Annotated in this window: 24 protein-coding genes; 2 read left to right on the top strand and 22 right to left on the bottom strand. The window is 66.3% G+C overall.

From position 1 onward, the window contains the following. Positions 1 to 19: 19 nt before the first annotated feature. From G3N64_RS22740 to ndk, 12 genes are all read right to left on the bottom strand, one after another. Positions 20 to 919: a protease modulator HflC gene (locus G3N64_RS22740; protein WP_205785925.1), complete on the bottom strand. Its 900-nt coding sequence runs from the start codon at positions 917 to 919 to the stop codon at positions 20 to 22. Positions 920 to 934: 15 nt separating this feature from the next. After that, positions 935 to 2,275, bottom strand: a complete 1,341-nt coding sequence (hflK, locus tag G3N64_RS22745) for an FtsH protease activity modulator HflK (RefSeq protein WP_205785926.1) — start codon at positions 2,273 to 2,275, stop codon at positions 935 to 937. Positions 2,276 to 2,322: 47 nt separating this feature from the next. Continuing rightward, the gene (gene hflX, locus G3N64_RS22750) at positions 2,323 to 3,498 is read right to left on the bottom strand and encodes a GTPase HflX (protein ID WP_205785940.1); all 1,176 of its coding nucleotides are present in this window, start codon (positions 3,496 to 3,498) and stop codon (positions 2,323 to 2,325) included. Positions 3,499 to 3,570: 72 nt separating this feature from the next. Then, positions 3,571 to 3,810, bottom strand: a complete 240-nt coding sequence (gene hfq, locus G3N64_RS22755) for an RNA chaperone Hfq (RefSeq protein ID WP_006399927.1) — start codon at positions 3,808 to 3,810, stop codon at positions 3,571 to 3,573. Between the two features lie 154 nt (positions 3,811 to 3,964). Then, positions 3,965 to 5,302, bottom strand: a complete 1,338-nt coding sequence (gene der, locus G3N64_RS22760; RefSeq protein WP_046197066.1) for a ribosome biogenesis GTPase Der — start codon at positions 5,300 to 5,302, stop codon at positions 3,965 to 3,967. Between the two features lie 247 nt (positions 5,303 to 5,549). Further along, on the bottom strand, positions 5,550 to 6,695 hold the full coding sequence (bamB, locus tag G3N64_RS22765; RefSeq protein WP_205785927.1) for an outer membrane protein assembly factor BamB: 1,146 nt from the start codon (positions 6,693 to 6,695) through the stop codon (positions 5,550 to 5,552). A gap of 41 nt (positions 6,696 to 6,736) precedes the next feature. Beyond that, complete coding sequence (locus G3N64_RS22770; protein ID WP_205785928.1) at positions 6,737 to 7,366, bottom strand: tetratricopeptide repeat protein; 630 nt, start codon at positions 7,364 to 7,366, stop codon at positions 6,737 to 6,739. Positions 7,367 to 7,421: 55 nt separating this feature from the next. Further along, positions 7,422 to 8,762, bottom strand: coding sequence for a histidine--tRNA ligase (gene hisS / locus G3N64_RS22775; RefSeq protein ID WP_205785929.1), 1,341 nt, complete (start codon positions 8,760 to 8,762; stop codon positions 7,422 to 7,424). 16 nt (positions 8,763 to 8,778) lie between these two features. Then, positions 8,779 to 10,083 carry a flavodoxin-dependent (E)-4-hydroxy-3-methylbut-2-enyl-diphosphate synthase gene (gene ispG / locus G3N64_RS22780; protein ID WP_205785930.1) on the bottom strand — a complete coding sequence of 435 codons (1,305 nt, stop codon included), beginning with the start codon at positions 10,081 to 10,083 and terminating at the stop codon, positions 8,779 to 8,781. 112 nt (positions 10,084 to 10,195) lie between these two features. Next, the gene (locus G3N64_RS22785; RefSeq protein WP_205785931.1) at positions 10,196 to 11,224 is read right to left on the bottom strand and encodes a helix-turn-helix domain-containing protein; all 1,029 of its coding nucleotides are present in this window, start codon (positions 11,222 to 11,224) and stop codon (positions 10,196 to 10,198) included. Between the two features lie 164 nt (positions 11,225 to 11,388). Next, the gene (rlmN, locus tag G3N64_RS22790; RefSeq protein WP_205785932.1) at positions 11,389 to 12,528 is read right to left on the bottom strand and encodes a 23S rRNA (adenine(2503)-C(2))-methyltransferase RlmN; all 1,140 of its coding nucleotides are present in this window, start codon (positions 12,526 to 12,528) and stop codon (positions 11,389 to 11,391) included. A 55-nt stretch (positions 12,529 to 12,583) separates the two neighbouring features. Continuing rightward, positions 12,584 to 13,009 (bottom strand): nucleoside-diphosphate kinase, encoded by a 426-nt coding sequence (ndk, locus tag G3N64_RS22795; RefSeq protein ID WP_011352265.1) that lies wholly within the window; start codon positions 13,007 to 13,009, stop codon positions 12,584 to 12,586. A 249-nt stretch (positions 13,010 to 13,258) separates the two neighbouring features. Here ndk and G3N64_RS22800 point away from each other — a divergent pair, with 249 nt between their 5' ends. Then, positions 13,259 to 13,957 carry a Bax inhibitor-1/YccA family protein gene (locus tag G3N64_RS22800; RefSeq protein ID WP_006761414.1) on the top strand — a complete coding sequence of 233 codons (699 nt, stop codon included), beginning with the start codon at positions 13,259 to 13,261 and terminating at the stop codon, positions 13,955 to 13,957. 64 nt (positions 13,958 to 14,021) lie between these two features. Here the strand turns inward: G3N64_RS22800 and rlmD are convergent, their stop codons facing one another. Then, positions 14,022 to 15,419, bottom strand: a complete 1,398-nt coding sequence (rlmD, locus tag G3N64_RS22805; RefSeq protein ID WP_081052719.1) for a 23S rRNA (uracil(1939)-C(5))-methyltransferase RlmD — start codon at positions 15,417 to 15,419, stop codon at positions 14,022 to 14,024. Positions 15,420 to 15,638: 219 nt separating this feature from the next. Here rlmD and G3N64_RS22810 point away from each other — a divergent pair, with 219 nt between their 5' ends. Next, positions 15,639 to 16,493, top strand: a complete 855-nt coding sequence (locus tag G3N64_RS22810) for an endonuclease/exonuclease/phosphatase family protein (protein ID WP_205785933.1) — start codon at positions 15,639 to 15,641, stop codon at positions 16,491 to 16,493. Between the two features lie 30 nt (positions 16,494 to 16,523). Here G3N64_RS22810 and G3N64_RS22815 read toward each other — a convergent pair whose 3' ends face one another. The 9 genes from G3N64_RS22815 to G3N64_RS22855 all read right to left on the bottom strand — a co-directional run. Continuing rightward, positions 16,524 to 17,300, bottom strand: a complete 777-nt coding sequence (locus G3N64_RS22815) for a 3'-5' exonuclease (protein ID WP_205785934.1) — start codon at positions 17,298 to 17,300, stop codon at positions 16,524 to 16,526. 3 nt (positions 17,301 to 17,303) lie between these two features. After that, entirely contained in the window at positions 17,304 to 18,392 is a 1,089-nt protein-coding gene (gene rpoS, locus G3N64_RS22820; protein ID WP_205785935.1) for an RNA polymerase sigma factor RpoS, read from the bottom strand. A gap of 11 nt (positions 18,393 to 18,403) precedes the next feature. Then, complete coding sequence (locus G3N64_RS22825) at positions 18,404 to 19,288, bottom strand: peptidoglycan DD-metalloendopeptidase family protein (protein ID WP_205785936.1); 885 nt, start codon at positions 19,286 to 19,288, stop codon at positions 18,404 to 18,406. 5 nt (positions 19,289 to 19,293) lie between these two features. After that, the gene (locus tag G3N64_RS22830) at positions 19,294 to 20,226 is read right to left on the bottom strand and encodes a protein-L-isoaspartate(D-aspartate) O-methyltransferase (RefSeq protein ID WP_205785937.1); all 933 of its coding nucleotides are present in this window, start codon (positions 20,224 to 20,226) and stop codon (positions 19,294 to 19,296) included. Continuing rightward, positions 20,223 to 20,984, bottom strand: coding sequence for a 5'/3'-nucleotidase SurE (gene surE / locus G3N64_RS22835; RefSeq protein WP_205785938.1), 762 nt, complete (start codon positions 20,982 to 20,984; stop codon positions 20,223 to 20,225). The genes G3N64_RS22830 and surE overlap by 4 nt, the downstream gene beginning before the upstream one ends. Positions 20,985 to 21,206: 222 nt before the next feature. Continuing rightward, the gene (locus G3N64_RS22840) at positions 21,207 to 22,412 is read right to left on the bottom strand and encodes a CaiB/BaiF CoA-transferase family protein (RefSeq protein WP_205785939.1); all 1,206 of its coding nucleotides are present in this window, start codon (positions 22,410 to 22,412) and stop codon (positions 21,207 to 21,209) included. A 48-nt stretch (positions 22,413 to 22,460) separates the two neighbouring features. After that, entirely contained in the window at positions 22,461 to 23,057 is a 597-nt protein-coding gene (gene recR, locus G3N64_RS22845) for a recombination mediator RecR (RefSeq protein WP_006478665.1), read from the bottom strand. A gap of 31 nt (positions 23,058 to 23,088) precedes the next feature. After that, the gene (locus tag G3N64_RS22850) at positions 23,089 to 23,415 is read right to left on the bottom strand and encodes a YbaB/EbfC family nucleoid-associated protein (protein ID WP_006482124.1); all 327 of its coding nucleotides are present in this window, start codon (positions 23,413 to 23,415) and stop codon (positions 23,089 to 23,091) included. A gap of 92 nt (positions 23,416 to 23,507) precedes the next feature. After that, a partial coding sequence (locus G3N64_RS22855; protein ID WP_277399124.1) for a DNA polymerase III subunit gamma/tau C-terminal domain-containing protein occupies positions 23,508 to 24,244 on the bottom strand: 737 nt, incomplete at its 5' end.

Genomic DNA, 24,244 nt, shown 5'->3' on the forward strand with positions numbered 1-24,244 from the left:
TCGACGCGGCGCCCCAAGGTCAGTGTTTGCGGGGAGCAGGCGCCGCCGGTGCGGCACCGCCCGTCGGGCTGCGCATGAAGCGGAAGAACTCGCTGTCGGGATCGACGACGATGATGTCGTTGCGCTTGAACGTTTTCCGGTAAGCCTGCAGGCTCGCGTAGAACTGATAGAACTGCGGATCGCGGCCGAACGCGTCGGCGGCAATCGTCGCCGCCTTCGCGTCGCCCTCGCCCTTGATCGTCTGCGCGGACTTGTACGCGTTCGCGAGCACCGCCTGCTGTTCGCGTTCGGCATCGGCCTTGATCTGCTCGACGTCGGCCGCGCCTTGCGCGCGCACCTGCGCGGCCTGATCGCGCAGCGCGCCGATCATCCGCTGATAGACGGCGTCGGTCTGCGCAGCCGGCAAGTCGACGCGCGTCAGCTGGACGTCGACCACGTCGACGCCGAAACCGGACGCCTTTGCCTTCACTTCGTCGCGGGCCGCATCGGCGATCGCACGCTGGCCGCCGAGCGCGTCGTCGAGCGCGCGCTTGCCGAACGCATCACCGAGTGCGCTCTTCAGCACGCCGGCCAGACGTTCGCCGGCTGCCGCCGGGTCGCCACCCGTCGTCGTGAAATACTTCATCGGATCGCTGATCCGGTACTTCACCGCGTAGGCGACGAGCAGGTCGTGCTTGTCTTCCGTTGCCAGTTGCAGCGGATCCGACGACTCGAGCGATTGCAGGCGTGTGTCGATCAGCGTGGCCGTCTGCAGCGGCGGCGGCAATTTGAAATGGATACCGGGGCCGGCCAGTTCGGGCTGCGCGCCATCGCGCCCCGACAGCACGGCCGTATGGCGCGGATCGACGGTAAGGACTGTCGACGATGCCGCGAAGGCAACGATCACGATTGCGACGACGAGCGCAATGATTCGGTTCATGTTCTGCGCTCCCCGTTACTTCGTATCGTCTTCGCGCGACCGGCTGCGAAACGCTTCGCGCGATCGCAGCACGTCGTTGCCCGACGCCGCCGCGGCCGACGCCGCGCTCGCGGGTGCCGCTGCAGCCGGCGCGACGGCCGCCGGTGCCGACGTCGCATCAGGCGCGGATGCGCCGGTGGACCCCGCGGCGTTTTGTCGCCCCTGCTCGACGAGCTTGTCGAGCGGCAGATACACGACGCTGTTGCCGCCCTTGTTGCCGACGAACACCTTCGTCGAGTTCGAATAGATTTCCTGCATCGTCTCGAGATACATCCGCTCGCGGATCACCGCGGGTGCCTTCGAGTACTGCGCATAGACCTGCTTGAAGCGGTCGGCATCGCCTTCGGCTTCCGTGACCACGCGATCGGCATACGCCTTTGCTTCGTCGACGAGCTTCGCGGCATCGCCCTGCGCCTTCGGCAGCAAGTCGTTTGCATACGCCTGCGCGGCGCGCTTCGCAGCCTCGCGCTCGTCGCGCGCCTTCGCGACTTCGCCGTACGCGGCCTGGGTCTGCTCGGGCGCCGCAACGCTCTGCATCGTGACGGCCGTCACCTCGAGCCCCGACTGGTAGCGATCGAGATCACGCTGGATCGCGGTGGAGAGTTGCTCGCGCAGCGCGTCGCGGTCCTGATTCAGCACGTCGGCCGCGCTGCGCGTGCCAACGATCGCACGTACCGCGGCCTGGGCGGCCTGCGAGACGCTGCGCTCGGGATCGACGCTGCGGAACAGGTAGTCGGTCGCGGAACGGATCCGGTACTGGACGATGAAGCGCACGTCGACGATATCGGCATCGCGCGTCAGCATCGCCGCTTCCTTCACGTTCGCGAGACGCACGACGTTGTTGCGGCCGATCTCGATCGAGCGGACCTGCGACGTATCGACGATCTCGTGCGACGCGAACGGATACGGCGCGCGCCAGTGCACGCCCTGGCCGACCGTGCCCGACAGCTTGCCGAGTTGCAGCACGACACCCGTCTGCCCCTCCTGCACGACGAACAGCCCGCTGCCCGCGTAGACCGCGACCAGCACGCCGATCACGATGCCGACGCCGACTCGCGCGGCTCGCCCGTTGTCAGGACGGAAACCGTTGCCGCCCTTGCCGCCGAAAAGGCCATTCAGGCGCCGGTTGAAGTTGCGCCACATCTCGTCGAGATCGGGCGGACCATCGCCGTCGCCGCCTTGCGGACGCTTCGATTCGTTCGCACGGGGACGGGATCCGTCTTTGCCATTGCCTTCGCCGCGTCCCCAGCGGGGATCGTTGATCGACAGCAAGGCGCGCATCCGCCGCCAGGTACTCCGCTCGTTGTATTCGTTCACCAGAGTTTGTTCACCAGATTAGACGCCGGCGAACCGGCCGGGACCGGTTAGCGCCCGTGTTCGGAAATCGTGTGGTCTTCGTGTGGTTCAGCGGGGACGCCGTCGAGCGCGCCGTTGGGTAACGTCGCGCCGGAAAGTTGTTCCGCGGAGGCGATCTCGGCGATGGCGGCACGCAACGCGTCAAGACCCTGACCGGTGCGTGCGCTCAAAAAGACGCGCGAAATATTACCATACTCGTCCCGCTCGACCGCGTCGCCGCGGGCCGCCAGCTCGGGCACCGCGTCGATCTTGTTGAACACCAGCACCTGCCGGATCGTGTCCGCGCCGATCTCGTGCAGCACGCCGTTGACCTGCTCGATCTGTTCGAGCCTGACCGCGCTCGACGCATCGACCACGTGCAGCAGCAGATCCGCGTGGATCGTTTCCTCGAGGGTCGCGCGGAATGCAGCAACCAGCTGGTGAGGCAACTCGCGGATGAACCCGACCGTATCCGACACGACGATCTGACCGACCTCGTCGCCGAGGTACACGCGCCGCGACGTCGTATCGAGCGTGGCGAACAGCTGGTCGGCCGCGTAGGCCTGTGCTTTCGTCAGCGCATTGAACAGCGTCGACTTGCCCGCGTTCGTATAGCCGACGAGCGACACCGACATCGTGCCGCTGCGCGCGCGCTGCCGGCGTTGCGTGCTGTGTTGCCGGCGCAGCCGGTCGAGCCGCGACTTCAGCATCTTGATGCGCTCGCCGATCAGCCGGCGGTCGGTTTCGAGCTGCGTTTCACCTGGGCCGCGCAGGCCGATACCGCCCTTCTGCCGCTCAAGGTGGGTCCACGCACGAATGAGCCGCGTCGACAGGTACTGAAGCTGCGCGAGTTCGACCTGCAGCTTGCCTTCGTGGCTGCGGGCGCGCTGCGCAAAGATGTCGAGGATGAGGCTGGTGCGATCGACCACGCGCCTGTTAAGTGCCTGCTCCAGATTACGTTGCTGGGCTGGCGCCAGTGCGTGGTTGAAGATGACGATTTCGACGTTGTGCGCGTCGCAGGCGAGCCGAAGTTCTTCGGCTTTGCCGCTGCCGATGAACATCTTGGCATCGGGACTGGCGCGACGTCCGGTGAGGGTGACGGCGGGACGGGCCCCCGCACTGGAGGCGAGAAGACTGAGTTCTTCGAGACTGGCTTCGAAATCGGTCTTGCCGAAATCGATGCCGACGAGCGCTGCGTTGATCAAATTATCGGGTGTCAAGATAAGGCGGCTGGCATCGGTCGCTCGCGGCGACCGGATGCCGGCCGCTGCGATAGGTTAGGACGAGGCTTCCGCGTCCGGGTGGAAATTCACCGGGCGCGCCGGCACGACCGTCGAGATGGCATGCTTGTACACCATCTGGGTCACCGTATTACGGAGCAACACGACGTACTGGTCGAACGATTCAATGTTCCCTTGAAGCTTGATGCCGTTGACGAGGTAAATCGAAACGGGAACGTGCTCTTTGCGCAGTGCGTTCAAAAACGGGTCTTGTAACAATTGCCCTTTGTTGCTCATGGCGTACTCCATCTTTTTTTGCAGGTTGATCTGGATTGGCGGCGAAGAAAAAGAGATCCGGCGCCAATCGCTACACTATAGCCGATTTTGCCTGGCCCGCCCGGGGCATAGGCCTTGCGGCCAACCCCTTGCGCGACACGTGTAACAGGCGTCTTCAGCTCTTGTCCGCGTACGGATTGTTCGACGAACGGAACTCTATGCGCAATGGAGTCCCTGTCAGTGAGAAAGTTTCGCGGAACCGGTTTTCCAGGTAACGCTTGTACGTTTCCGTCACGGCGTCGAGCGCGTTACCGTGGATAACGATGATCGGCGGATTCTGGCCGCCCTGGTGCGCGTAGCGCAGCTTCGGACGCACCGGGCCGCGACGGCGCGGCTGCTGGAACTCGACAGCCTCGATCAGCGCGCGCGTGAGCTTCGGCGTCGGCAGCTTCGCCATCGCCGCCGCATACGCGTCGTCGACCGAGCGCATCAGCGTGCCGATGCCCGTCTTCTTCGTGGCCGAAATGAAGTGCGATTTCGCGAAATCGAGGAATTTCAGCTTGCGGGTCAAATCCGCTTTCGCCCGATCGCGCGCATGCTCGTCGAGCCCGTCCCACTTGTTGACGCCGATCACGAGCGCGCGGCCCTGCTCGACGACGAAGCCGGCGATGTGCGCGTCCTGGTCGGAAATGTCCTGCTGCGCATCCAGCAGAAGAATGACGACGTTCGCATCGGAAATCGACTGCAGCGTCTTCACGACCGAGAACTTCTCGATCGCCTCGAACACCTTGCCGCGGCGACGCAGGCCGGCCGTATCGATCAGCGTGTATTTCTTGCCGTTACGCTCGAAGTCGACGTAGATCGAATCGCGCGTCGTACCCGGCATGTCGAACGCGATCACGCGATCCTCGCCGATCAGCGCGTTCACGAGCGTCGACTTGCCGACGTTCGGGCGGCCGACGATCGCAATCTTGATGCCGCGCGACGGGTCGTTCTCGTCCTCTTCTTCCGGACGGTCCGCATACGCGACATCGAGCGCCTCGTTGATCATGTCGGTGACGCCGTCGCCGTGCGCGGCCGAGATCGCGCGCGGATCGCCGAGCCCGAGCTCGTAGAAGTCCGTCGCGACCGCCGTGTACTTCATCCCCTCGGCCTTGTTGACGACGAGGAAGATCGGCCGGCCGGTCTTGCGCAGGTAGTCGGCAATCGACTTGTCCTGCGGCGCGAGCCCGTTGCGGCCGTCGACGATGAACACGACGACATCGGCTTCCTCGACGGCCTGGCGCGTCTGGCGCGCCATCTCGTGCAGGATGCCGTCCTTCGCGACGGGCTCGAAGCCACCCGTATCGACGACTAGGTACGGCCGCTCGCCGACCCGCCCTTCGCCGTAATGGCGATCGCGCGTCAGGCCCGGCAAGTCGGCGACCAGCGCATCGCGCGAGCGCGTGAGCCGGTTGAACAGCGTGGATTTCCCCACATTGGGGCGCCCAACGAGGGCAATGACCGGTTTCATCTGTGTTTTCTACGGTGAAGCGCAGCAGCGGGAGGCCCGCTGCTGCGGGCGGCTGCGCTGAATGAAAATATCACGAATTCGCGCAGCGCCGGATGCGCGCGCCGGGCGCGCGTTGCGCGCCGTCGTCTTTCGTCTCGAACTGCCTTTCAAATACCGAGCGGCCGGGAGCACCGGCCGCCTTCAAGTTGCGCGGCCACGGCGCGCGGGACAAGCCCGCCGCGCCGCGGCCGCGCATGTTTGCCGAGCGTCAGCGCGGACGGAACCCGTACAGGCCGCCGTCCTTCGTCTGCACGACGAGCGTATTGCCCGCGAGGACCGGCGCCGCCGTGATCGCGCTGCCGTCGGTCTTCATCCGGGCGATGAAGCTGCCGTCTTCGCGCGACAGGAAGTGCACGAAGCCCTTGTAATCGCCCATCACGACCGCGTGCCCGAGCAGGTACGGCACGCCGACGTCACGGCTCTTCAGCTTGTCGTTGCGCCAGAGCTGGTTGCCCGACGCCGCATCGTACGCGGTCACGACCGACCAGTCGTCGCCGCCGGCGACCACCGAATCGTCCTGCGCGAGGCCGCTGCGGCTCGAGAACGCTTTTTCCCACAGCGGGCGGCCCGAGTTCGCATCGAAGCAGCCGAGCTGACCCTGGAACGTCACCGCGCAGGCTTCCGCGCCCACGAGCGTCGGCGGGCCGCTGACGTCGTTGATGCGTTCGACCTCGGTCACGCCCTTCGGGAACGACACCGGCGTCTGCCAGAACGGCTCGCCCGTCTGCAGGTTGATCGCGACCAGGCCGCCGCCGGGGAAGCCCGCCAGCACCGCCGCGTCACCCGCGAACGTCATGCCGGCCGACACGCGCAGGTTCAGCGGCACCGCACGGTTGCGGTAGTTCCACTTCTGCTCGCCCGTCTGCGCGTTGAACGCAATCACCTGGCCGTCGATCGTGCGGACGACCACGAGGCCGTTGCCGACGAGCGGCGGCGAGAAGATCTCGCCCTGCACGCTGGTCTTCCACAGTTGCTTGCCATCCGGGCCCAGCACGAACACGCCGCCCTTCAGCGCGCCGACCGCGGTCAGATTGCCGTCGCTGCCGACACCGGCCGACAGGTCGGAGCCGACCTTCGCGCGCCAGATCGTCTGGCCCGTCTTCGCGTCGATCTTCTCGACCGAACCGTTTTCGCCCGCCGCATAGACGGCGTCGCCCACGGCCACCGGCGAGAACAGGTAGCGCCCGCCCTTGCCGACGCTCGCCTTCCAGACCTGTTGCACGTCCATCACGGGCTTGAACTCGGTGAGCGGCGTCGGCACGCGGCGCGCATCCTTCGACGACGAGCAGGCCGCCAATGCGAGGACAGCCGCCGCGCAGGCAGCGGGCACAGCGTAACGTTTCAGCAAATTCATCGGTTAGCGAAGCAGAGTTAAGAGGTTGAGGGGACCGGGGTTCAGCCGCCGAGCGCGTCCAGCTTGAACTGCACGAGCTGGCGCGCAGACTGGTCGTCCTTCGACAGGCCGTCGAGCGCGAGCTTGTAAGCAGCGCGTGCGTCGTCGGTCTTGCCTTGCGCGGCAAGCAGATCGCCGCGGCGATCGGCCACGAGGCCCTTGAATGCATCGACCGGCGTACCCGACAGCAGCGCGAGGCCCGCGTCGTACGCCTTCTCGTCGAGCAGCAGCGACGCGAGACGCAGCTTCGCTATCTGCTTGTACTCATCATCCTTGGCGTGATCGGCGGCCCATTGCAGTTGCGCCTTCGCACCTGCCGTGTCACCGGCCGCGTACAGCGTCTTCGCAGCGGAGAGCGCCGCCATCTGTGCATACGGCGTGCTGCCGAACTTGTCTTCCATGTCGGCGGCCGCGCGAGCCATCGTCGCCTTGTCGTTCGCGGCGGCGGCCTTCTGGACCTGTTCGTACAGCCCGGACGCCTCGGCAGCCTGACGGCGCTGCCAGTAGTTCCAGCCGTTGAAACCGGCCGCGACGACGAGCGCCGCGAGCACGATCCACGTGGCGAGGTTGCCCCAGCGGGCCCACCACGCCTTGACACTTTCAATCGATTCTTGTTCGTCGTGATAACTCATCGGCGAGCGATTCCTTCCTGTTCAGGCCATTCTTGTCGAGCGGATGCCAGCGCGATCAGTCGTCGCCATCTTCGGCGGATGCAACCATCGCATTGATTAGGAATTCGGTCAAGCCTTCGACCGGTACGGTCTGCTGAACGTTCTTTTCCCCATCTCCGCCCGCACCGCGCAGTGCTTTCACACCCACCGTGCCGTTCGCAACCTCTTCTTCGCCGAAGATCACCGCGAACGCGGCGCCGCTTGCGTCGGCCCGCTTCATTTGCGACTTGAAGCTCGCGGGCGCGCCGTCGGCGCTGCAGTGGAAGATCACGTCGAGGCCCGTGTCGCGCAGGCGCTCGGCCGCGATGAACGCCTGTTCGCGCGCGGTCTCGCCCTGGTGCACGACGTACACGTCGACGCCTTCCTGCTCGGGCGCGAGATCCTCTTCCTTCAACAGTTCGAGAATCCGCTCGATGCCCATCGCCCAGCCGCACGCGGCGGTCGGCTTGCCGCCGAGTTGCTCGATCAGCGGATCGTAGCGGCCGCCGGCCGCGACGGTGCCCTGCGCGCCGAGCTTGTCGGTCACCCACTCGAACACGGTCAGGTTGTAGTAATCCAGGCCACGCACGAGACGCGGGTTGATCTTGAACGGGATGTTGTTCGCGAGCAGCAGGCGCTGCAGCCCTTCGAAGTGCGCACGGGATTCGTCGCCGAGGAAGTCGATCAGCTTCGGCGCGTTCTGTGCGATTTCCTGCAGCGCCGGATTCTTCGTGTCGAGCACGCGCAGCGGGTTCGTATACAGGCGGCGCTTCGCATCCTCGTCGAGCACGTCGGCGAACTGCTCGAGGTACTTGATCAGTTCGACGCGGTGCGCGGCACGCTCTTCGGCGAGGCCGAGCGAGTTGATCTCGAGCTTGATGCCGGTCAGGCCGAGGTCGTCCCACAGGCGCTGGCACATCATGATGATCTCGGCATCCGCATCGGGACCCGCGAAACCGAGCGCCTCGACGCCGACCTGGTGGAACTGGCGGTAGCGGCCGCGCTGCGGACGCTCGTGACGGAACATCGGGCCGATGTACCACAGGCGCTTCGGGCCGTCGTACAGCATGTTGTGCTCGATCGACGCGCGCACGACGGCCGCGGTGTTTTCCGGACGCATCGTCAGGTTCTCGCCGTTCAGCGCGTCGATGAAGCTGTACATCTCTTTTTCGACGATGTCGGTGACCTCACCGATGCCGCGCGTGAAGAGCTGCGTGTGCTCGACGATCGGCGTACGGATGTTCTGGTAGCCGTAGGCGCGCAGCAGCGATTTCACGGTAGCTTCGAAGAACTCCCAGAGGCCGGCATCCTGCGGGAGGATGTCGTTCATGCCCTTGACGCCGGCGAGCTTCTCGATCTTGCGTTTTTGTTCAGTCATCGTGTGTGTGGACGAATTAGTTCAGGGCCTCGGTGCGGCCGTAATTGCGTGCGACGTAGTCGCTGACGATCTGCTGGAATTCCTCGGCGATCCGCTCGCCGCGCAGCGTCTTGACCTTCTCGCCGTCGATGAAGACGGGCGCTGCCGGGTTCTCGCCCGAACCCGGCAGGCTGATGCCGATGTTTGCATGCTTCGATTCGCCCGGGCCGTTGACGATGCAGCCCATCACCGCGACGTTCATCTTCTCGACGCCCGGATATTCCTTGCGCCAGGCCGGCATCTGTTCGCGCAGGTAGGTCTGGATCTGCATCGCGAGCTCCTGGAACAGCGTGCTCGTCGTACGGCCGCAGCCCGGGCACGCGATCACCATCGGCGCGAACGAGCGCAGGCCCATCGTCTGGAGGATTTCCTGGCCGACGATCACCTCGCCCGTGCGCGACGCGCCCGGTTCCGGCGTCAGCGAGATGCGGATCGTGTCGCCGATCCCTTCCTGCAGCAGCACGCCGAGCGCAGCCGTCGACGCGACGATGCCCTTCGATCCCATGCCGGCCTCGGTCAGCCCGAGGTGCAGCGCGAAGCCGCAGCGGCGGCCGAGTTCGCGGTACACGGCGATCAGGTCCTGCACGCCGCTGACCTTGCACGACAGCACGATGCGGTCGCGGCCGAGGCCCAGTTCGACCGCACGCTCGGCCGAGCCGATCGCCGACTGGATCAGCGCCTCGTACATCACGCTCTGCGCATCCCACGGCTGCGAGCGCGCACCGTTCTCGTCCATCATGCGCGCGAGCAGGTCCTGGTCGAGACTGCCCCAGTTCACGCCGATCCGCACCGGCTTGTCGTACTTGGCCGCGGCCTCGATCATCTGCGCGAACTGCGTATCGCGCTTCGCGCCCTGGCCGACGTTGCCCGGGTTGATCCGGTACTTCGACAGCGACTCGGCGCAGCCCGGGTAGTCACGCAACAGCAGGTGGCCGTTGTAGTGGAAATCGCCGACGAGCGGCACGGTCACGCCCATGCGGTCGAGCTGCTCGCGAACCGCCGGTACGGCGGCGGCGGCCTCGGGCGTGTTGACCGTGATGCGCACCAGTTCGGAGCCCGCGTTCGCGAGTTCCTTGATCTGGATTGCCGTGCCGATCGCGTCGGCCGTGTCGGTATTCGTCATCGACTGCACGCGCACCGGCGCGTCGCCGCCGATCGTCACGAGCTGCCCGCCCCAGCGGACATCCACCGCATGCGATACGCGGCGCGGCTGATGCCCGCCGAACACCGGCTCGGTTGAACAAATCTGACTGCTGCGTGGGGATTGAGCTTCGGATTGCATCGATAGATCCATTTACGCGGAATGCGCCGCGACGCGGCGCATGAATTGAAAAAGCGCCGTGCCCTCACGGCCTGCCGATATCGACGACAGGCCTTCGCCACGGCGCTTGACGTCAGGGCAACGTGAATCGCGCCACGTTACCCCGCGCTGCCGAATATTTTGCCGGATCGACAGGTTTTCCGTCGAACGCAACCGCGTCGAGGCCTGCCTTGTTGCCGATCGTGACCTTGAACGGGCCGTCGCCCGCGACCTGCTTCGCCTCGCCGCCGTGCACCAGCCCGGAGAACAGCTCCTTGCCGTTCTTGTCACGCACGCTGAACCAGCTGTCCTGCTTGACCTTCAGTTCCACCATCGACTGGCCGGCCGCGACCGCGACGTTCGCCGGCTGGACCGGTGCCGCGGCGCTTGCCGCCGTCGTTGCCACGACGGGCTGCGATGCAGCCGCCGTCACGACCGGTGCCACGGGCGCGGGGGCCGGAACAGCCGACGCAACGGCCGGCGCCGGGGCTGCGGAGGCAACAATCGGGGCCGGAACTTCATTCGCAACCACAGCAGACGCACCGCTCGAGGCCGCCTCTTCGACAGACGACGAGGATGCCGCCGCCGGCGCGCTCGCAGCCGACGCATGCTCCGCATCGCCGCTCTTGAAGCGCGCGAGCAGGCTCGACGAATCGCCGCCAGTGTGCCACATCAGTACTGCAGCCACCGCGACGACGACGATCCCCGTGCCCCACAGCCATGGGTGATGGCGCGACGACCCGCCCAGCGGAATCGACACGCGGCCGCGCGGCAGATCCGTCCCCGACGACGCAGGCATCGACAGATCGACTTCCGGCACCCCGCGCTCACGGCGCAACGCCTGCGCGAACGGTTCCGGATCGACGCCGAGCATCTTCGCGTAGCTGCGCACGACGCCGAGCGCGAACGTCACGCCGGGCAAATGGCTGATGTCACCGGCCTCGAGCGCCCGGAGCTTCTGCGGTGCGACCTTGAGTCGCGCCGACACGTCGTCGACGGTCCAACCCCTCGTCTCCCGAAGCTGCGCCAGTCGGCTGCCGACCGCCGCAAGCGATTCCAACCCTGCCGGTGCCGGCTTCGCGCCATTCGTCTCTGCGCCGTTAGACGGCTGCGGCTCACTCATCCTTGTCCTCGCGTCGATTCTTCTTCACTGGCGGCCGCCTCCGGTTCCCACCGGCCGGCACCCGCAACTGTCCATATCATGCGCGACGCCGAGGCGCCGCGACCGATCGCTATTCGCGTGTTGTACCGCTTAAAGGTCCTAGCATCCCCGGCTAGGCGTTCCCGTCAAATCGCCCGAACTTCGATGATTTTTCCTGCTGTGCCCGTTCGCTCCGCGAGACGCGTGCGGTCCTTCACCGCGCCGGCCAGCTGGCCGCACGCAGCATCGATGTCGTCACCGCGCGTCTTGCGCACGGTCGTGACGACACCCGCGTCGATGAGGACCTGCGCAAAACGCTTGATCTGCTCCGGCTTCGAGCGGATGAGGCCCGATTCCGGAAACGGATTGAACGGGATCAGATTGAACTTGCACGGCACGTCGCGCGTGACGGCCAGCAGTTCACGTGCATGCGCTTCGGTGTCGTTGACGCCGTCCAGCATGCAGTATTCGAAAGTGATGAAGTCGCGCGGCGCGACTTTCAGATAACGCTGGCAAGCCGCCATCAGCTCGCGCAGCGGATACTTCTTGTTGAGCGGCACCAGCTCGTCGCGCAGCGCATCGTTCGGCGCGTGCAGCGAAACCGCCAGCGCGACCGGCAGCTCGGCGCCGAGGCGGTCCATCATCGGCACCACACCGGACGTCGACAGCGTGACGCGGCGGCGCGACAGGCCGTACGCGTTGTCGTCGAGCATCAGCCGCATCGCCGGCACGACCGCGCTGTAATTCAGCAGCGGCTCGCCCATGCCCATCATCACCACGTTGGTGACGACCCGTTCGGCCTTGCCGTTCGGGCCGGGCGCACGGCCCAGTGACGCTCGCAACGCAAATTCGGCCATCCGCAGCTGGCCGATGATTTCAGCTGTCGACAGGTTGCGGGAAAAGCCCTGCTTGCCCGTCGAACAGAAGCGGCAGTTGACCGCACACCCGGCCTGCGACGACACGCACAGCGTGCCGCGCGTCTCTTCCGGGATGAACACGGTTTCGACCGCATTGCCGTTTCCGACGTCGATCAGCCACTTGCGCGTGCCGTCGGCGGAAACGTGATCGCTGGCGATCTCGGGCATGCCGATCGACGCGCGGCCCTTGAGTTTCTCTCTCAAGGACTTCGCGAGATCGGTCATGCCGTCGAAGTCGCCAGCGTTGTACTGATGGATCCAGCGCTGCAACTGCTTGGCGCGGAACGGCTTCTCGCCGAGGCTGCCGCAGTACGCGACAAGACCCTCGGCATCGAAGTCGAGAAGATTGACGGAAGTTTCGCTCGTCATGATGTGCTGCCTTGCCGCGTGCGCTGAATCCTGCCTACTTGCTGCCAGCCAGGGCTTAGCGCGAGTAAACGTTCATTTCCGGGAAGAAGAACGCGACTTCGACCGCTGCCGTTTCTGCAGCGTCCGAGCCGTGCACGGCGTTCGCGTCGATGCTGTCGGCGAAGTCGGCGCGGATCGTGCCCTTTTCCGCCTTCTTCGGATCCGTTGCGCCCATCAGGTCGCGGTTCTTCAGGATCGCGCCTTCACCTTCCAGAACCTGGATCATCACCGGGCCCGAGATCATGAAATCGACGAGGTCCTTGAAGAACGGACGGGCTGCGTGAACCGCGTAGAACTTCTCTGCGTCAGCACGCGACAGGTGTGCCATGCGCGATGCGACGATCTTCAGGCCGGCGCCTTCGAAACGGCTGTAGATCTGGCCGATCACGTTCTTTGCCACCGCATCCGGCTTGATGATCGACAGGGTGCGCTCGATTGCCATAAAAACTCCAAGAAATTAAGAAGTTACAGGTTCAAATGAATCCGCTATTGTAGCACGAACCCGTGTATCATTGCGATTGAACCCTTACACGCATGAAAGGTTCAGAATCCATATGTTTTGTGCCGCCCGGCCATTGAAACCTCCCGGCACGGAACGTATCTTAGCCATAGCTGCTCCGGTTTGCTGCGCCGCACACCGCGCGCGCCGAACCGGCCCCGGACGCCCATGCGTTCCATGTTAGGAGAAACCATGAACGACTATCCGTACAATTTCGGCCGCGGCGGTTCCGTCAGCACCGCCGAGGTTCGCAACCGCGTGCTGCGGAACACGTACTGGCTGCTCGCGCTGTCGATGGTGCCGACCGTACTGGGCGCCTGGGTCGGCGTCGCGACGGGCTTCTCGCTGTTCGCGGCCACGAGCCCGATGATGAGCCTGCTCGCGTTCTTCGCGATCGCGTTCGGCTTCATGTTCGCGATCGAGCGGACCAAAAACAGCGCGGCCGGCGTGTTCGTGCTGCTCGGCTTCACGTTCTTCATGGGCCTGATGCTGTCGCGGCTGCTGAGCTTCATCCTCGGCTTCTCGAACGGCCCGTCGCTGATCATGCTCGCGTTCGGCGGCACCGGCATCATCTTCGCCGCGATGGCGACGATCGCCACCGTCAGCAAGCGCGACTTCTCGGGGCTCGGCAAGTGGCTGTTCATGGGCGTGATCGTGATCCTGCTCGCATCCGTCGCGAACATCTTCCTGCAGCTCCCGGCGCTGATGCTCACCGTGTCGGTACTCGCAATCGCGATCTTCTCCGCGTACATGCTGTTCGACGTCCAGCGCGTCGTGAATGGCGGCGAGACGAACTACATCTCGGCAACGCTCGCGATCTACCTCGACCTGTACAACGTGTTCACGAACCTGCTCGCGCTGCTCGGCATCTTCGGCGGCAACCGCAACTGACGTTCACCACGCACCATTAAAAAACCGGCCCGCAGGCCGGTTTTTTTTGTCCGCCGCCCGGGGTTCAGTCGCGCTCGAACAGCGCGATCGATTCGACGTGCGACGTATTCGGGAACATGTTCACGACACCGGCCCCCTTCAGGCGATAGCCGGCCTCGTGCACGAGCAGGCCCGCGTCGCGCGCCAGCGTCGACGGGTTGCACGACACGTAGACGATGCGCTTCGGCAGCGGGCCTTCACCGCTCTGCGCGATCTCGGCCAGCGCCTTCGACACCGCGAGCGCGCCTTCGCGCGGCGGGTCGATCAGGAACTTGTCGAATGCGCCGAGCGCGCGGATGTCGTCGCCCGTCACTTCGAACAGGTTCCGGCATGCGAACGTCGTATGGCCGTCGACACCGTTCTCGCGCGCGTTCGCCAGCGCGCGCGTCGTCAGCGTATCGCTGCCCTCGATGCCCATCACTTCGCGCGACAGCCGCGCGAGCGGCAGCGTGAAGTTGCCGATCCCGCAGAACAGGTCGAGCACGCGGTCGTCGCGCGACGGCGCGAGCAGGCGCAGCGCACGACCCACCAGCACGCGGTTGATCTGATGGTTGACCTGCGTGAAGTCGGTCGGCTTGAACGGCATGCGGATACCGAACTCCGGCAGCGTGTAGTCGAGCGACACGTCGAGCGGATAGAACGGGGTCACCGTATCGGGGCCCTTCGGCTGCAGCCAGAACTGCACTTTGTGCTCGTCCGCGAACGCGCGCAGCAATGCTTCGTCGTCCGCGTTGATCGGCTCCAGCACGCGCAGCACGAGCGCCGTGACTTCCGAGCCGACCGCGAGCTCGATCTGCGGCATCCGATCGCGGATCGACAGCCCCTCGACGAGCCGGCGCAGCGGCACGAGCATCGCCGACACGTGCGGCGGCAGCACTTCGCAGCTCGTCATGTCGGCGACGTAGCTGCTCTTCTTCTCGTGGAACCCGACCAGCACGCCGCCCTTTTTCGCGACGTTGCGTACGGTCAGGCGTGCACGGTAGCGATAGCCCCACGACGGGCCGTGGATCGGTGCAAACATCGTTTCCGCGCGCAGCTTCGCCAGGTGCCACAGGTTGTCTTCGAGCACGCGCTGCTTGACCGCCACCTGCGCGCGCATGTCCAGATGCTGCATCGAGCAGCCGCCGCAGGTGCCGAAGAACGCGCATTTCGGCTTCGTGCGCATTACGCTCGGGCGCAGAATGTCGACAACCGTCGCCTGCTCGTAGCTCGGCTTGCGGCGGAAGCTCGAATAGGTCACGCGTTCGCCCGGCAGCGCACCCTCGACGAAGATGACCTTGCCCGGCTCGCCGTCCTCGGTGATCGTGCGGCCGACACCGCGCGCTTCCATGTCGAGCGATTCGATCTCGAGAACCGGGGCGATTCCGGGCGCGACGGGCGCATTTCTTGATTTGCGCGCAGAAGTGGGGACGGCTTCGGACACCAGCTTTTCCTGACAAACGTTGAAGAAGGCGAGATTGTAGACGACGAAGGCCCGCATCGCCCGCTTTGCATGTCGCAAGCGTCGATACTTAAGCATAGACGGCCCGGCATGGCGCCGGAACGGCCATGCAGAGGCCCGGGAGCGCCCGAGGCCGTGCCGGCCGATGAGGCGATCGGGAGCGGCCATCGGCCCGTAATCCGCCCGACAGGAGGTTCGACCATGCGACTGATCGACTGGAACATCCAATGGGGTCGGGACGCGGACGGGGTCGTCGATCTTTCGCGCACCGTTGCGACGATCCGCGCGCTCGGCGACTTCGACGTGCTATGCCTGCAGGAGGTCACGCGCGGCTTCGGCACACTGCCCGGCCGGCCCGGCGCCGACCAGTTCGCCGAACTCGCGGCGCTGCTGCCCGGCCATACGATCGTCGAAGCGATCGGCGCCGATCTGCCGGCCATCGAACCGGGCGCGCCGCGCCGCCAGTTCGGCAATGCGATCGCGACCCGGCTGCCGGTCGGGCGCGTGCTCCGCCAGTTGCTGCCGTGGCCGGCCGACGCCGGCGCGCCGTCGATGCCGCGCGTCGCGCTCGACGTCGAGTTGCAGGCGCCCTTCGGGCCACTGCGCGTGGTCACCACGCATCTGGAATATTATTCGGCGCGCCAGCGGCTCGCGCAGGTCGACGCACTGCGCGGCCGGCACCGCGAGGCCTGCGCGCACGCGGTACGACCGGCGCCCGCCGAATCCGCCGAGGGGCCGTTCAGCGCGACCGGCCAGCCGTGCGATGCGATCGTCTGCGGCGATTTCAACAGCGCGTTCGGCAGCGATGCCTATTGCCGCTTCCTGGCGCCGATCGCTGACGCGCCGCGCTTCGTCGACGCATGGATCGCTCGGCACCCCGGCAGCACACCACCGCCGACAGCGGGTGTCTACGATACGGTGCAATGGTCGGACGGGCCGCTCGCGTGCGACTTCGTGTTCGTGACCGATACGCTGCTGCCGCGCGTCATGCGCTGCGAGATCGACGGCGACGTGCGCGCGTCGGATCACCAGCCGGTGCTGCTCGAACTCTCCTGATTGCACCGGCCGCGGCGCGACCGGCCCGCGCTACGCGTCGAAGCCTGCCAGGTATTCGGCCCAGTGCGACGCAGGCTCCTGCGCAAGCGAGTTCTTCACGAGCAGGATCTCGTCCGCGTACTCGCTCGGCGTCAGGCCGCCGCGCATCAACTGGAACCGGCAATACAGCAGGTAGGTATTGACGACGTCGGTTTCGCAATAGTTGCGGATTTCCTCGATCCGCCCGTCCTGGTACGCCGGCCAAACCTGGCTGCCGTCCATCCCGAGCTTGCCCGGAAAGCCGCACATCTTCGCGAGCGCGTCGAGCGGCGCGTTCGCGCGCGCCTGATACATCGCGAGCACATCCATCAGGTCGGTATGCCGCGAGTGATAGCGCGAGATGTAGTTGTTCCACTTGAACTCGCGGTCGTCCTCGCCGAGATCCCAGTAGCGGGTCGCGGGGACGCCGTGCACGAGCGCGCGGTAATGGAGCACCGGCAGATCGAAGCCGCCGCCGTTCCACGACACGAGCTGCGGCGTGTATTTCTCGATCACGCGGTAGAACGACTGGATCAGCGTCGCTTCGTTGTCCTGCGGCGTGCCGAGCGAGCGCACGCGAAAACCGTTGCTGTCGCGGAACACGCACGAGATCGCTGCGATGCGCTGCAGGTGGTGCGGCAGGAAATCGCCACCGGTCTTCTCGCGACGGGCGGCGAACGCATGTTCGGCCACCGCGGCATCGTCAAGCGTGGCGGGCAGGTCTTCCAGACGGCGAATGCCGTCGACATCGGGAATCGTCTCGATGTCAAAAACAAGAATCGGAGTCATCAGTTACAGAACGGCGTCCTTGCGCACGCCGTTGGAGGCGAAAAACCGCTTGAGTCGCACCAGCGCTTCCTGCTGGATCTGGCGCACGCGCTCGCGCGTGAGTCCCATCTCGTCGGCCAGCTCCTCGAGCGTCGCCGGTTCGATGTGGTTCAGGCCGAAGCGGCGCTCGATCACGTGCCGATGCTTGTCGGACAGCCGCGACAGCCACGCGCGCGTCAGCGTCTCGAGTTCGCGGTGCTGCACCTCGGCGTCGGGCGACTGGCTCTGGTCGTCGGGCAGCAGGTCGAGCAGGCTGCTCGCGGGATCGAGGTCGAGCGGCGCGTCGAGCGACGCCGTGTGCTCGTTGAGCGCGAGGATGTCGGTGACTTCCTCCGCGGTCTTGCCGGTGAGATAGGCGATGTCGTCGATGCTGGCTTCGCGGCGCTCGGCCGCTTCGCCCGTCGACATCGAGTTCTTTTCGAGGTGGCGCTTCGCGCGCAGCACCTGGTTCAGTTCGCGGATCACGTGCACGGGCAGGCGCACCGTGCGGGCCTGGTTCATGATCGCCCGCTCGATGCTCTGCCGGATCCACCACGTCGCATAGGTCGAGAAACGGAAGCCGCGCGTCGGGTCGAATTTCTCGATCGCGTGCATCAGGCCGAGGTTGCCTTCCTCGATCAGGTCGAGCAGCGGCACGCCGCGATTCAGATACCCCTTCGCGATGCTGACGACCAGGCGCAGGTTGCGCTCGATCATCACCTGCCGCGCCTCGAATTCGCCGGCCTTGGCCAGACGCGAGTAGCGCTGCTCCTCCTCGACGGTGAGCAGCGGCTTCACGCTGATGCGGTTCAGGTAATGCTGGATCGTGTCGGCCGTGAGCTCGGCCTGCAGCAGCGTGCGGAAATCGTCGACATCGGGCGCCGCCTCGGCGCGGCCTTCGCGCTCGTCGTCGCCACCGTCCGCGTCGGCGTCGCGTGCCTCGAGGTCACGCTCGTTGTCCGCGACATCGTCTTCATCGTCCGTCGAAGCACCCGCTCGCCCCACCGATGCTTGCGTGGCGCGACTGATCTTCTCAGACTCGGCTTGCGGCTCGTGGCGCTTCGATTTCGGCATGGTCGTCTCGGTTATTGAGGCGGCAAATACTTCAGCGGATCGACAGGTTTACCCTGCCGGCGAACCTCGAAATGCAGCATCACGCGGTCGGAGTCGCTATTACCCATCTCGGCGATCTTCTGCCCCTTCGTTACCGCGTCCCCCTCTTTTACCATCAAAGCGCGATTATGTGCATACGCCGTGAGGTAAGTTGCATCGTGTTTGATGATAATGAGGTTGCCGTAGCCGCGCAGTCCGTTGCCGGAATATACGACGCGGCCGTCGGCGGCCGCCTTCACGGTCTCGCCGGCCGTACCGCCGATATTGACGCCCTTGTTCTTCGCGTCGTCGAAACCGTTCAGCACGGGACCGCGAGCAGGCCACGCAAACGTCACAGGGCCGCTCGGCGCGGCTGCCGTATCGCTCGATGCGGCTGCCGCGGCAGGCGGCGTCGCGACCGACGACGTACCCGCGGCCGGCGTGGCCGGGCCGCTGCTGAGCGGCGCGGTAGCAACGGCGGCGCCCGCGATCGGCGCGGCGGCCTGCGTGCCCGCAACGGCGGCGCCGGCCTGCGGCGACACGCGCAGCAGCTGGTCGACTTCGATCTGATTCGGGTTTGCCAGGTTGTTCCACGCGGCGATGTCGCGATAGTTCTGCCCGTTTTCGAGTGCGATCCGGTACAGCGTGTCGCCCGGCTTCACCCGGTAGTAACCCGGCGGCGCCGGAGGGAGCGGCACCGCAGGCTGCGCGGTGCCGGTCGTGCCGAGCGAACCGGAGCGATCGACGACGGGCGCGTTGTCGAGCCGCGTCGCACAGGCGGCCAGTAGCGTGGAGAACGCAGCTACGCAGATCGCGCGCTGGGCGAGCGTGAGCGGTTCCCTGGAACGGTTGTTTTGCATCGCGCGCAACATACTCATCGGTTTCAAATTACTCCGGATTTTAAAGGGACAAAGAAAACGCGATCAAGCCGTGACTCTCGCCATTGCGCGTGCGCGACGCGCTCGACGAGCGTGAGCACCTGATGCTGCCCGCTCTGCGCGCCGACCGGCGCGACGAGCAGCCCGCCGATCGCGAGCTGCTCGAGTAGCGCCTGCGGCACGTCGAGCCCCGCCGCCGCGATCACGATCGCGTCAAACGGGGCCGCGGACGGCAGGCCGACACGCCCGTCGCCGTAGTGCAGACGGATGTTCGGCACGCGCAGCGGCCGCAGGTTCAGCTTCGCGCGCTCGTAGAGCGGCTTGATGCGTTCAATCGAATACACGTCGCGTGCCACGTGGCTCAGCACGGCGGCCTGATAGCCGCAGCCCGTGCCGATCTCGAGCACGCGCTCGAGCGTGCGGCCGGCCATCGCGAGCTCGATCATGCGCGCGACGACCGACGGCTTTGAAATGGTTTGCTGGTGGCCGATCGGCAACGCCGCATCCTCGTAGGCCTGCGTCGCGAGCCCCGGATCCACGAACATGTGACGCGGCACCGCGGCCATCGCTTCCAGCACGCGCGCGTCGGTCACGCCGTTCGCGCGCAGCCGTTCGACCATCCGCTCGCGCACACGTTCCGACGTGAGCGCAAACGCGCCGGCCGGCGCGACGCTCGGCGCAGCCGGCTTCGGCAATGCGGGCTTCAGCGCGGTCGGCTTCGGTGCGGTCGCGGGCTTCGCGGCAGCGGAGCCGGGCAACACCGTTCGCGCTGCGGCGGGCTTCACCGCAACCGGTTTCAGCACGGCTGCGGGCTTGTCGGCGGCCTTCGATACCGCGACCGCCGCATGGCGTTCGCCGGCCCGACCTTCCGACTTGCGTGGCGCTCGCTTGAGATCTTCGAGCGCGAGCGGGAACCGCTTCGCGCGCTCGCCGCTCATGAAGCCCGCCCTCCGGCGCGCGCCCATTCGCGCGTCGCGGGCAACATCTGCGTATGCGTGAGGTCCAGCTGCAGCGGCGTGATCGACACGAAACCGTTTGCCACCGCGTGGAAATCGGTGCCCTCGCTCGCGTCCAGCGCTTCGCCCGCCGCGCCGATCCAGTAGATCGGTTCGCCACGCGGGTCGGTCTGGCGAATCACCGGCTGCGACGGATGACGCTTGCCGAGGCGCGTGACCTTCCAGCCTTTCAGTTCGCCGTACGGCAGGTTCGGAATATTGACGTTGAGCAGCGGCTGGCCCGGCAGCGGATGCGCGAGGTAGTGCTCGACGATTTCCGCGGCGACGCGCGCAGCGTCCGCGAGATGGGCCCAGCCCTTGTCGACCAGTGAGAAGGCGATGGCCGGCACGCCGAACATGATGCCTTCGGTGGCGGCTGCAACTGTCCCCGAATAGAGCGTGTCTTCGCCCATGTTCTGGCCGTTGTTGATCCCGGAAACGACGAGGTCCGGCCTGGCGTCGGCCATCCCTGTCAACGCGACGTGCACCGAATCGGTCGGCGTACCGTTCACGTAGAAGAAACCCGTACTCGCCGCGCGCTGCACCGACAGCGGCCGCGACAACGTGAGGGAATTCGACGCGCCGCTGCAGTTCTGCTCGGGCGCGATCACCGTGAGTTCGGCCAGCGGCTGCAGCGCGTCGCTGAGCGCGGCGAGACCGGGGGCGAGATAGCCGTCGTCGTTGCTGAGTAGGATTCGCATCCGGCGATTGTAACCGAGGAAAGATGGCGCGAGAGCGACAGTCCGGCGACTGCGGATGGACGGCTGCGGGCACCCGCACATGCTGCGCCGCCGCGTCGCGCGGCGGCGTTCCGCGTGCTCAGGAAAACGCCGGGCCGCCCCGGGTTTTCCCCCGCCAACGAAGCCGCCTTGGGGAATGCTCCGTTCGGAGAGCCTGGCGCGAAGCGACGGGCTCGAGGACGCTCAAATCGCGCCCGCGTCGCGCAGTGCGGCGATCGCCTGCGCGTCGTAGCCGAGGCCGCACAGCACTTCGTCCGTATGCTCGCCGAGTTCAGGCCCGAGCCAGCGCGTTTCGCCGGGGGTGTCCGACAGCTTCGGCGTGATGTTCGGCAGCGGGATGTCGGTGCCGTCGGCCAGCTTGAAGCGCTGGATCATCTGCCGCGCGACGAACTGCGGATCGGTGAACATGTCGGCGGCGCTGTAGATGCGCCCGGCCGGCACGTCGGCCGCGTTGAGCACGACGAGCGCTTCGTCGATCGTGCGCGGCGCGAGCCATGCGGCAATCGCGTCGTCGATCTCCTGCGTGCGCGGCACGCGCCCGTCGTTTTGCGCGAGCGCGGGATCGTCGGCTAGGTCGTCGCGCTCGATCGCCTTCATCAGCCGCTTGAAGATCGGATCGCTGTTGCCGCCGATCACGATGCTGCCGTCGCGGCACGCATACGTATTCGATGGCACGATGCCCGGCAGCGACGCGCCGGTGCGCTCGCGCACCATCCCGTACACGCCGTATTCGGGCACCACGCTTTCCATCATGTTGAAGACGGCTTCGTACAGTGCAACATCGACCACCTGCCCCGCACCGCCGTTGACCTTGCGATGATGCAGTGCCATCAGTGCACCGATCACGCCGTGCAGCGCGGCAATCGAATCACCGATCGAGATGCCGATGCGCGGCGGCGGCAGATCGGGATAGCCGGTGATGTGACGCAGCCCGCCCATCGATTCAGCGATTGCGCCGAAGCCGGGCCGGTCGCGATACGGGCCCGTCTGCCCGTAGCCGGACAGGCGCACCATCACGAGGCCCGGGTTGTCGGCCGACAGCACGTCGTAGCCGAGCCCGAGCTTTTCGAGCAAACCCGGACGGAAATTTTCGATCACGATGTCAGCCTCGCGCGCGAGCTGCCGCGCGATCGCCTTGCCGGCGTCGGCCTTCAGGTTGAGCGTGACCGATTTCTTGTTGCGCGCCTGGACGGACCACCACAGCGACGTGCCGCCCTGCTCCGGATGGAGCTTGCGCCACTTGCGCAGCGGGTCGCCGCCGTTCGGATCCTCGATCTTGATCACTTCCGCGCCGAATTCGGCGAACAGCCGCGACGCGAACGGCCCCGCGATCAGCGTTCCGAATTCGAGCACTTTGACGCCCGCGAGCGGGCCCTGGCTGGTGCTCATGTGTCTCCCTGGCATGAGGAACGGCGCCGCCTGGCAGCGGCGCCCGGCTTACATCGTGCGGCGGTCGAGCATTGCGCGGGCGATGGTGCCCGCGTCGACATATTCGAGCTCGCCGCCCACCGGCACACCGCGCGCGAGGCGCGTGACCGCGAGCCCGCGCGCCTTCAGCGTCTGGCCGAGGTAGTGCGCGGTGGCTTCGCCCTCGTTCGTGAAGTTGGTCGCGAGCACGACCTCCTTGACGACGCCGTCGGACGCGCGCCGCACGAGGCGGTCGAAATGGATTTCCTTCGGGCCGATCCCGTCGAGCGGGCTCAGCCGCCCCATCAGCACGAAATACAGCCCGCGGTAAGTCATCGTCTGCTCGAGCATGATCTGGTCGGCAGGCGTCTCGACGACGCACAGCAGCGTCGGATCACGCTCTTCGTCGCTGCAGACCTCGCAGATCTGCGCTTCGGTGAACGTGTTGCACTTCTCGCAGTGCTGCAGGTGCTCGGTCGCAAACAGCAGCGACCGGCCGAGCCGCTCCGCGCCCTCCCGATCGTGCTGCATCAGGTGGACCGCCATGCGCTGGGCGGATTTCGGCCCGACGCCGGGCAGCACGCGCAACGCTTCGACGAGAGCGGACAGGGCGGACGGCTGTTTCATACGGCGGCAAAAAGTGGCACGGACACCGCGCTCAGAACGGCAGCTTGAAGCCCGGGGGCAGCGGCAGGCCCGACGTCATGCCGCTCATCTTTTCCTGCGACGTCGCCTCCGCCTTGCGCACGGCGTCGTTGAACGCAGCCGCGACGAGATCCTCGAGCATGTCCTTGTCGTCCGCGAGCAGGCTCGGGTCGATCGACACGCGACGCACTTCGTTGCGGCACGTCATCGTCACCTTGACGAGGCCGGCGCCCGACTGCCCTTCGACTTCGATCAGCGCAAGCTGCTCCTGCATCTTCTTCATGTTTTCCTGCATTTGCTGCGCTTGCTTCATCAGTCCGGCGAGGTTGCCTTTCAACATGGGAATACTCCTTCTTGATCGTGTGAAAACCGGCACGCGGCGCGTGCCGGTCAATGTGTGGGCGTGATTGTGCCTGTCGCGGGGCGGTCAGTTCAATGCAGCGTCGGCGGCGGGCCGTCCGGCGCCGCGTCGGCAAGCGGGCGCACCGAACCCTCGACGATGCGCGCATCGAAGTCGCGCACGAGCTGCTGGACGAACGGATCGCCGTGAATCTCCTGCTCGGCCTCGCGCTGGCGCGCCGCGCGCGCGGCCGCGTCGAGCGCCGCCGCCGTACGCCGTGCGGGCCCGACCTCGACGGCCACCTCGACCGGCTTGCCGAGCGCATCGGCCAGCGCGGCCTTCAGCTTCGCCACCTGCGCGGCGTCCGCATATTGCGGCACCGGCACGGAAAGTTTCAACGTCGTCGCATCGACGGCCGTCAGTTCGCTGTTGAACGCGAGCTGGTACGCGACACCCTTGAGCGGCAGCCGCGCGGCCAGCGCCGGCCATTCGCCGTCGAAGCCGACCGGATCGAGCGCGATCGCGGGCGGCAACGGGCGCGTGTCGACCGGTGCGGACGGACGGGTTTCCGCCGGCCTCGGCGTCACGCGCACATCGTCGGGGCCGCTGTCGAACACCGGCACGAAGCCATCGTCGGGCGGGCCGCCGAACATCTCGTCAGCGCTGAGGGGTACGTAATCGTCTGGCGGGATGTCCTCCCACGGCGGCGACGACTGGCGCGAATCGGCCGCCTGCGGCGCACGGGCCGCAGCGCGCGGTGTCGGCACCTGTACGGCGGCGGGCCGCGGTGCGGCCGGCTTCTCGGCCGCCGGCTGGGCTGCCGGTTTCG

It is taken from the genome of Burkholderia sp. Ac-20344 (assembly GCF_017104975.1).
In the GTDB taxonomy this organism is placed as follows: Bacteria; Pseudomonadota; Gammaproteobacteria; order Burkholderiales; family Burkholderiaceae; genus Burkholderia.

What these genes read in the sequence shown, in the direction of transcription:
- G3N64_RS22740 (WP_205785925.1), bottom strand. Translation starts at nt 919, where the DNA reads ATGAACCGAATCATTGCGCTCGTCGTCGCAATCGTGATCGTTGCCTTC.
- hfq (WP_006399927.1), bottom strand. Translation starts at nt 3,810, where the DNA reads ATGAGCAACAAAGGGCAATTGTTACAAGACCCGTTTTTGAACGCACTG.
- der (WP_046197066.1), bottom strand. Translation starts at nt 5,302, where the DNA reads ATGAAACCGGTCATTGCCCTCGTTGGGCGCCCCAATGTGGGGAAATCC.
- bamB (WP_205785927.1), bottom strand. Translation starts at nt 6,695, where the DNA reads ATGAATTTGCTGAAACGTTACGCTGTGCCCGCTGCCTGCGCGGCGGCT.
- G3N64_RS22770 (WP_205785928.1), bottom strand. Translation starts at nt 7,366, where the DNA reads ATGAGTTATCACGACGAACAAGAATCGATTGAAAGTGTCAAGGCGTGG.
- hisS (WP_205785929.1), bottom strand. Translation starts at nt 8,762, where the DNA reads ATGACTGAACAAAAACGCAAGATCGAGAAGCTCGCCGGCGTCAAGGGC.
- ispG (WP_205785930.1), bottom strand. Translation starts at nt 10,083, where the DNA reads ATGCAATCCGAAGCTCAATCCCCACGCAGCAGTCAGATTTGTTCAACC.
- G3N64_RS22785 (WP_205785931.1), bottom strand. Translation starts at nt 11,224, where the DNA reads ATGAGTGAGCCGCAGCCGTCTAACGGCGCAGAGACGAATGGCGCGAAG.
- rlmN (WP_205785932.1), bottom strand. Translation starts at nt 12,528, where the DNA reads ATGACGAGCGAAACTTCCGTCAATCTTCTCGACTTCGATGCCGAGGGT.
- ndk (WP_011352265.1), bottom strand. Translation starts at nt 13,009, where the DNA reads ATGGCAATCGAGCGCACCCTGTCGATCATCAAGCCGGATGCGGTGGCA.
- G3N64_RS22800 (WP_006761414.1), top strand. Translation starts at nt 13,259, where the DNA reads ATGAACGACTATCCGTACAATTTCGGCCGCGGCGGTTCCGTCAGCACC.
- G3N64_RS22810 (WP_205785933.1), top strand. Translation starts at nt 15,639, where the DNA reads ATGCGACTGATCGACTGGAACATCCAATGGGGTCGGGACGCGGACGGG.
- G3N64_RS22815 (WP_205785934.1), bottom strand. Translation starts at nt 17,300, where the DNA reads ATGACTCCGATTCTTGTTTTTGACATCGAGACGATTCCCGATGTCGAC.
- rpoS (WP_205785935.1), bottom strand. Translation starts at nt 18,392, where the DNA reads ATGCCGAAATCGAAGCGCCACGAGCCGCAAGCCGAGTCTGAGAAGATC.
- G3N64_RS22825 (WP_205785936.1), bottom strand. Translation starts at nt 19,288, where the DNA reads ATGAGTATGTTGCGCGCGATGCAAAACAACCGTTCCAGGGAACCGCTC.
- G3N64_RS22830 (WP_205785937.1), bottom strand. Translation starts at nt 20,226, where the DNA reads ATGAGCGGCGAGCGCGCGAAGCGGTTCCCGCTCGCGCTCGAAGATCTC.
- surE (WP_205785938.1), bottom strand. Translation starts at nt 20,984, where the DNA reads ATGCGAATCCTACTCAGCAACGACGACGGCTATCTCGCCCCCGGTCTC.
- G3N64_RS22840 (WP_205785939.1), bottom strand. Translation starts at nt 22,412, where the DNA reads ATGAGCACCAGCCAGGGCCCGCTCGCGGGCGTCAAAGTGCTCGAATTC.
- recR (WP_006478665.1), bottom strand. Translation starts at nt 23,057, where the DNA reads ATGAAACAGCCGTCCGCCCTGTCCGCTCTCGTCGAAGCGTTGCGCGTG.
- G3N64_RS22850 (WP_006482124.1), bottom strand. Translation starts at nt 23,415, where the DNA reads ATGTTGAAAGGCAACCTCGCCGGACTGATGAAGCAAGCGCAGCAAATG.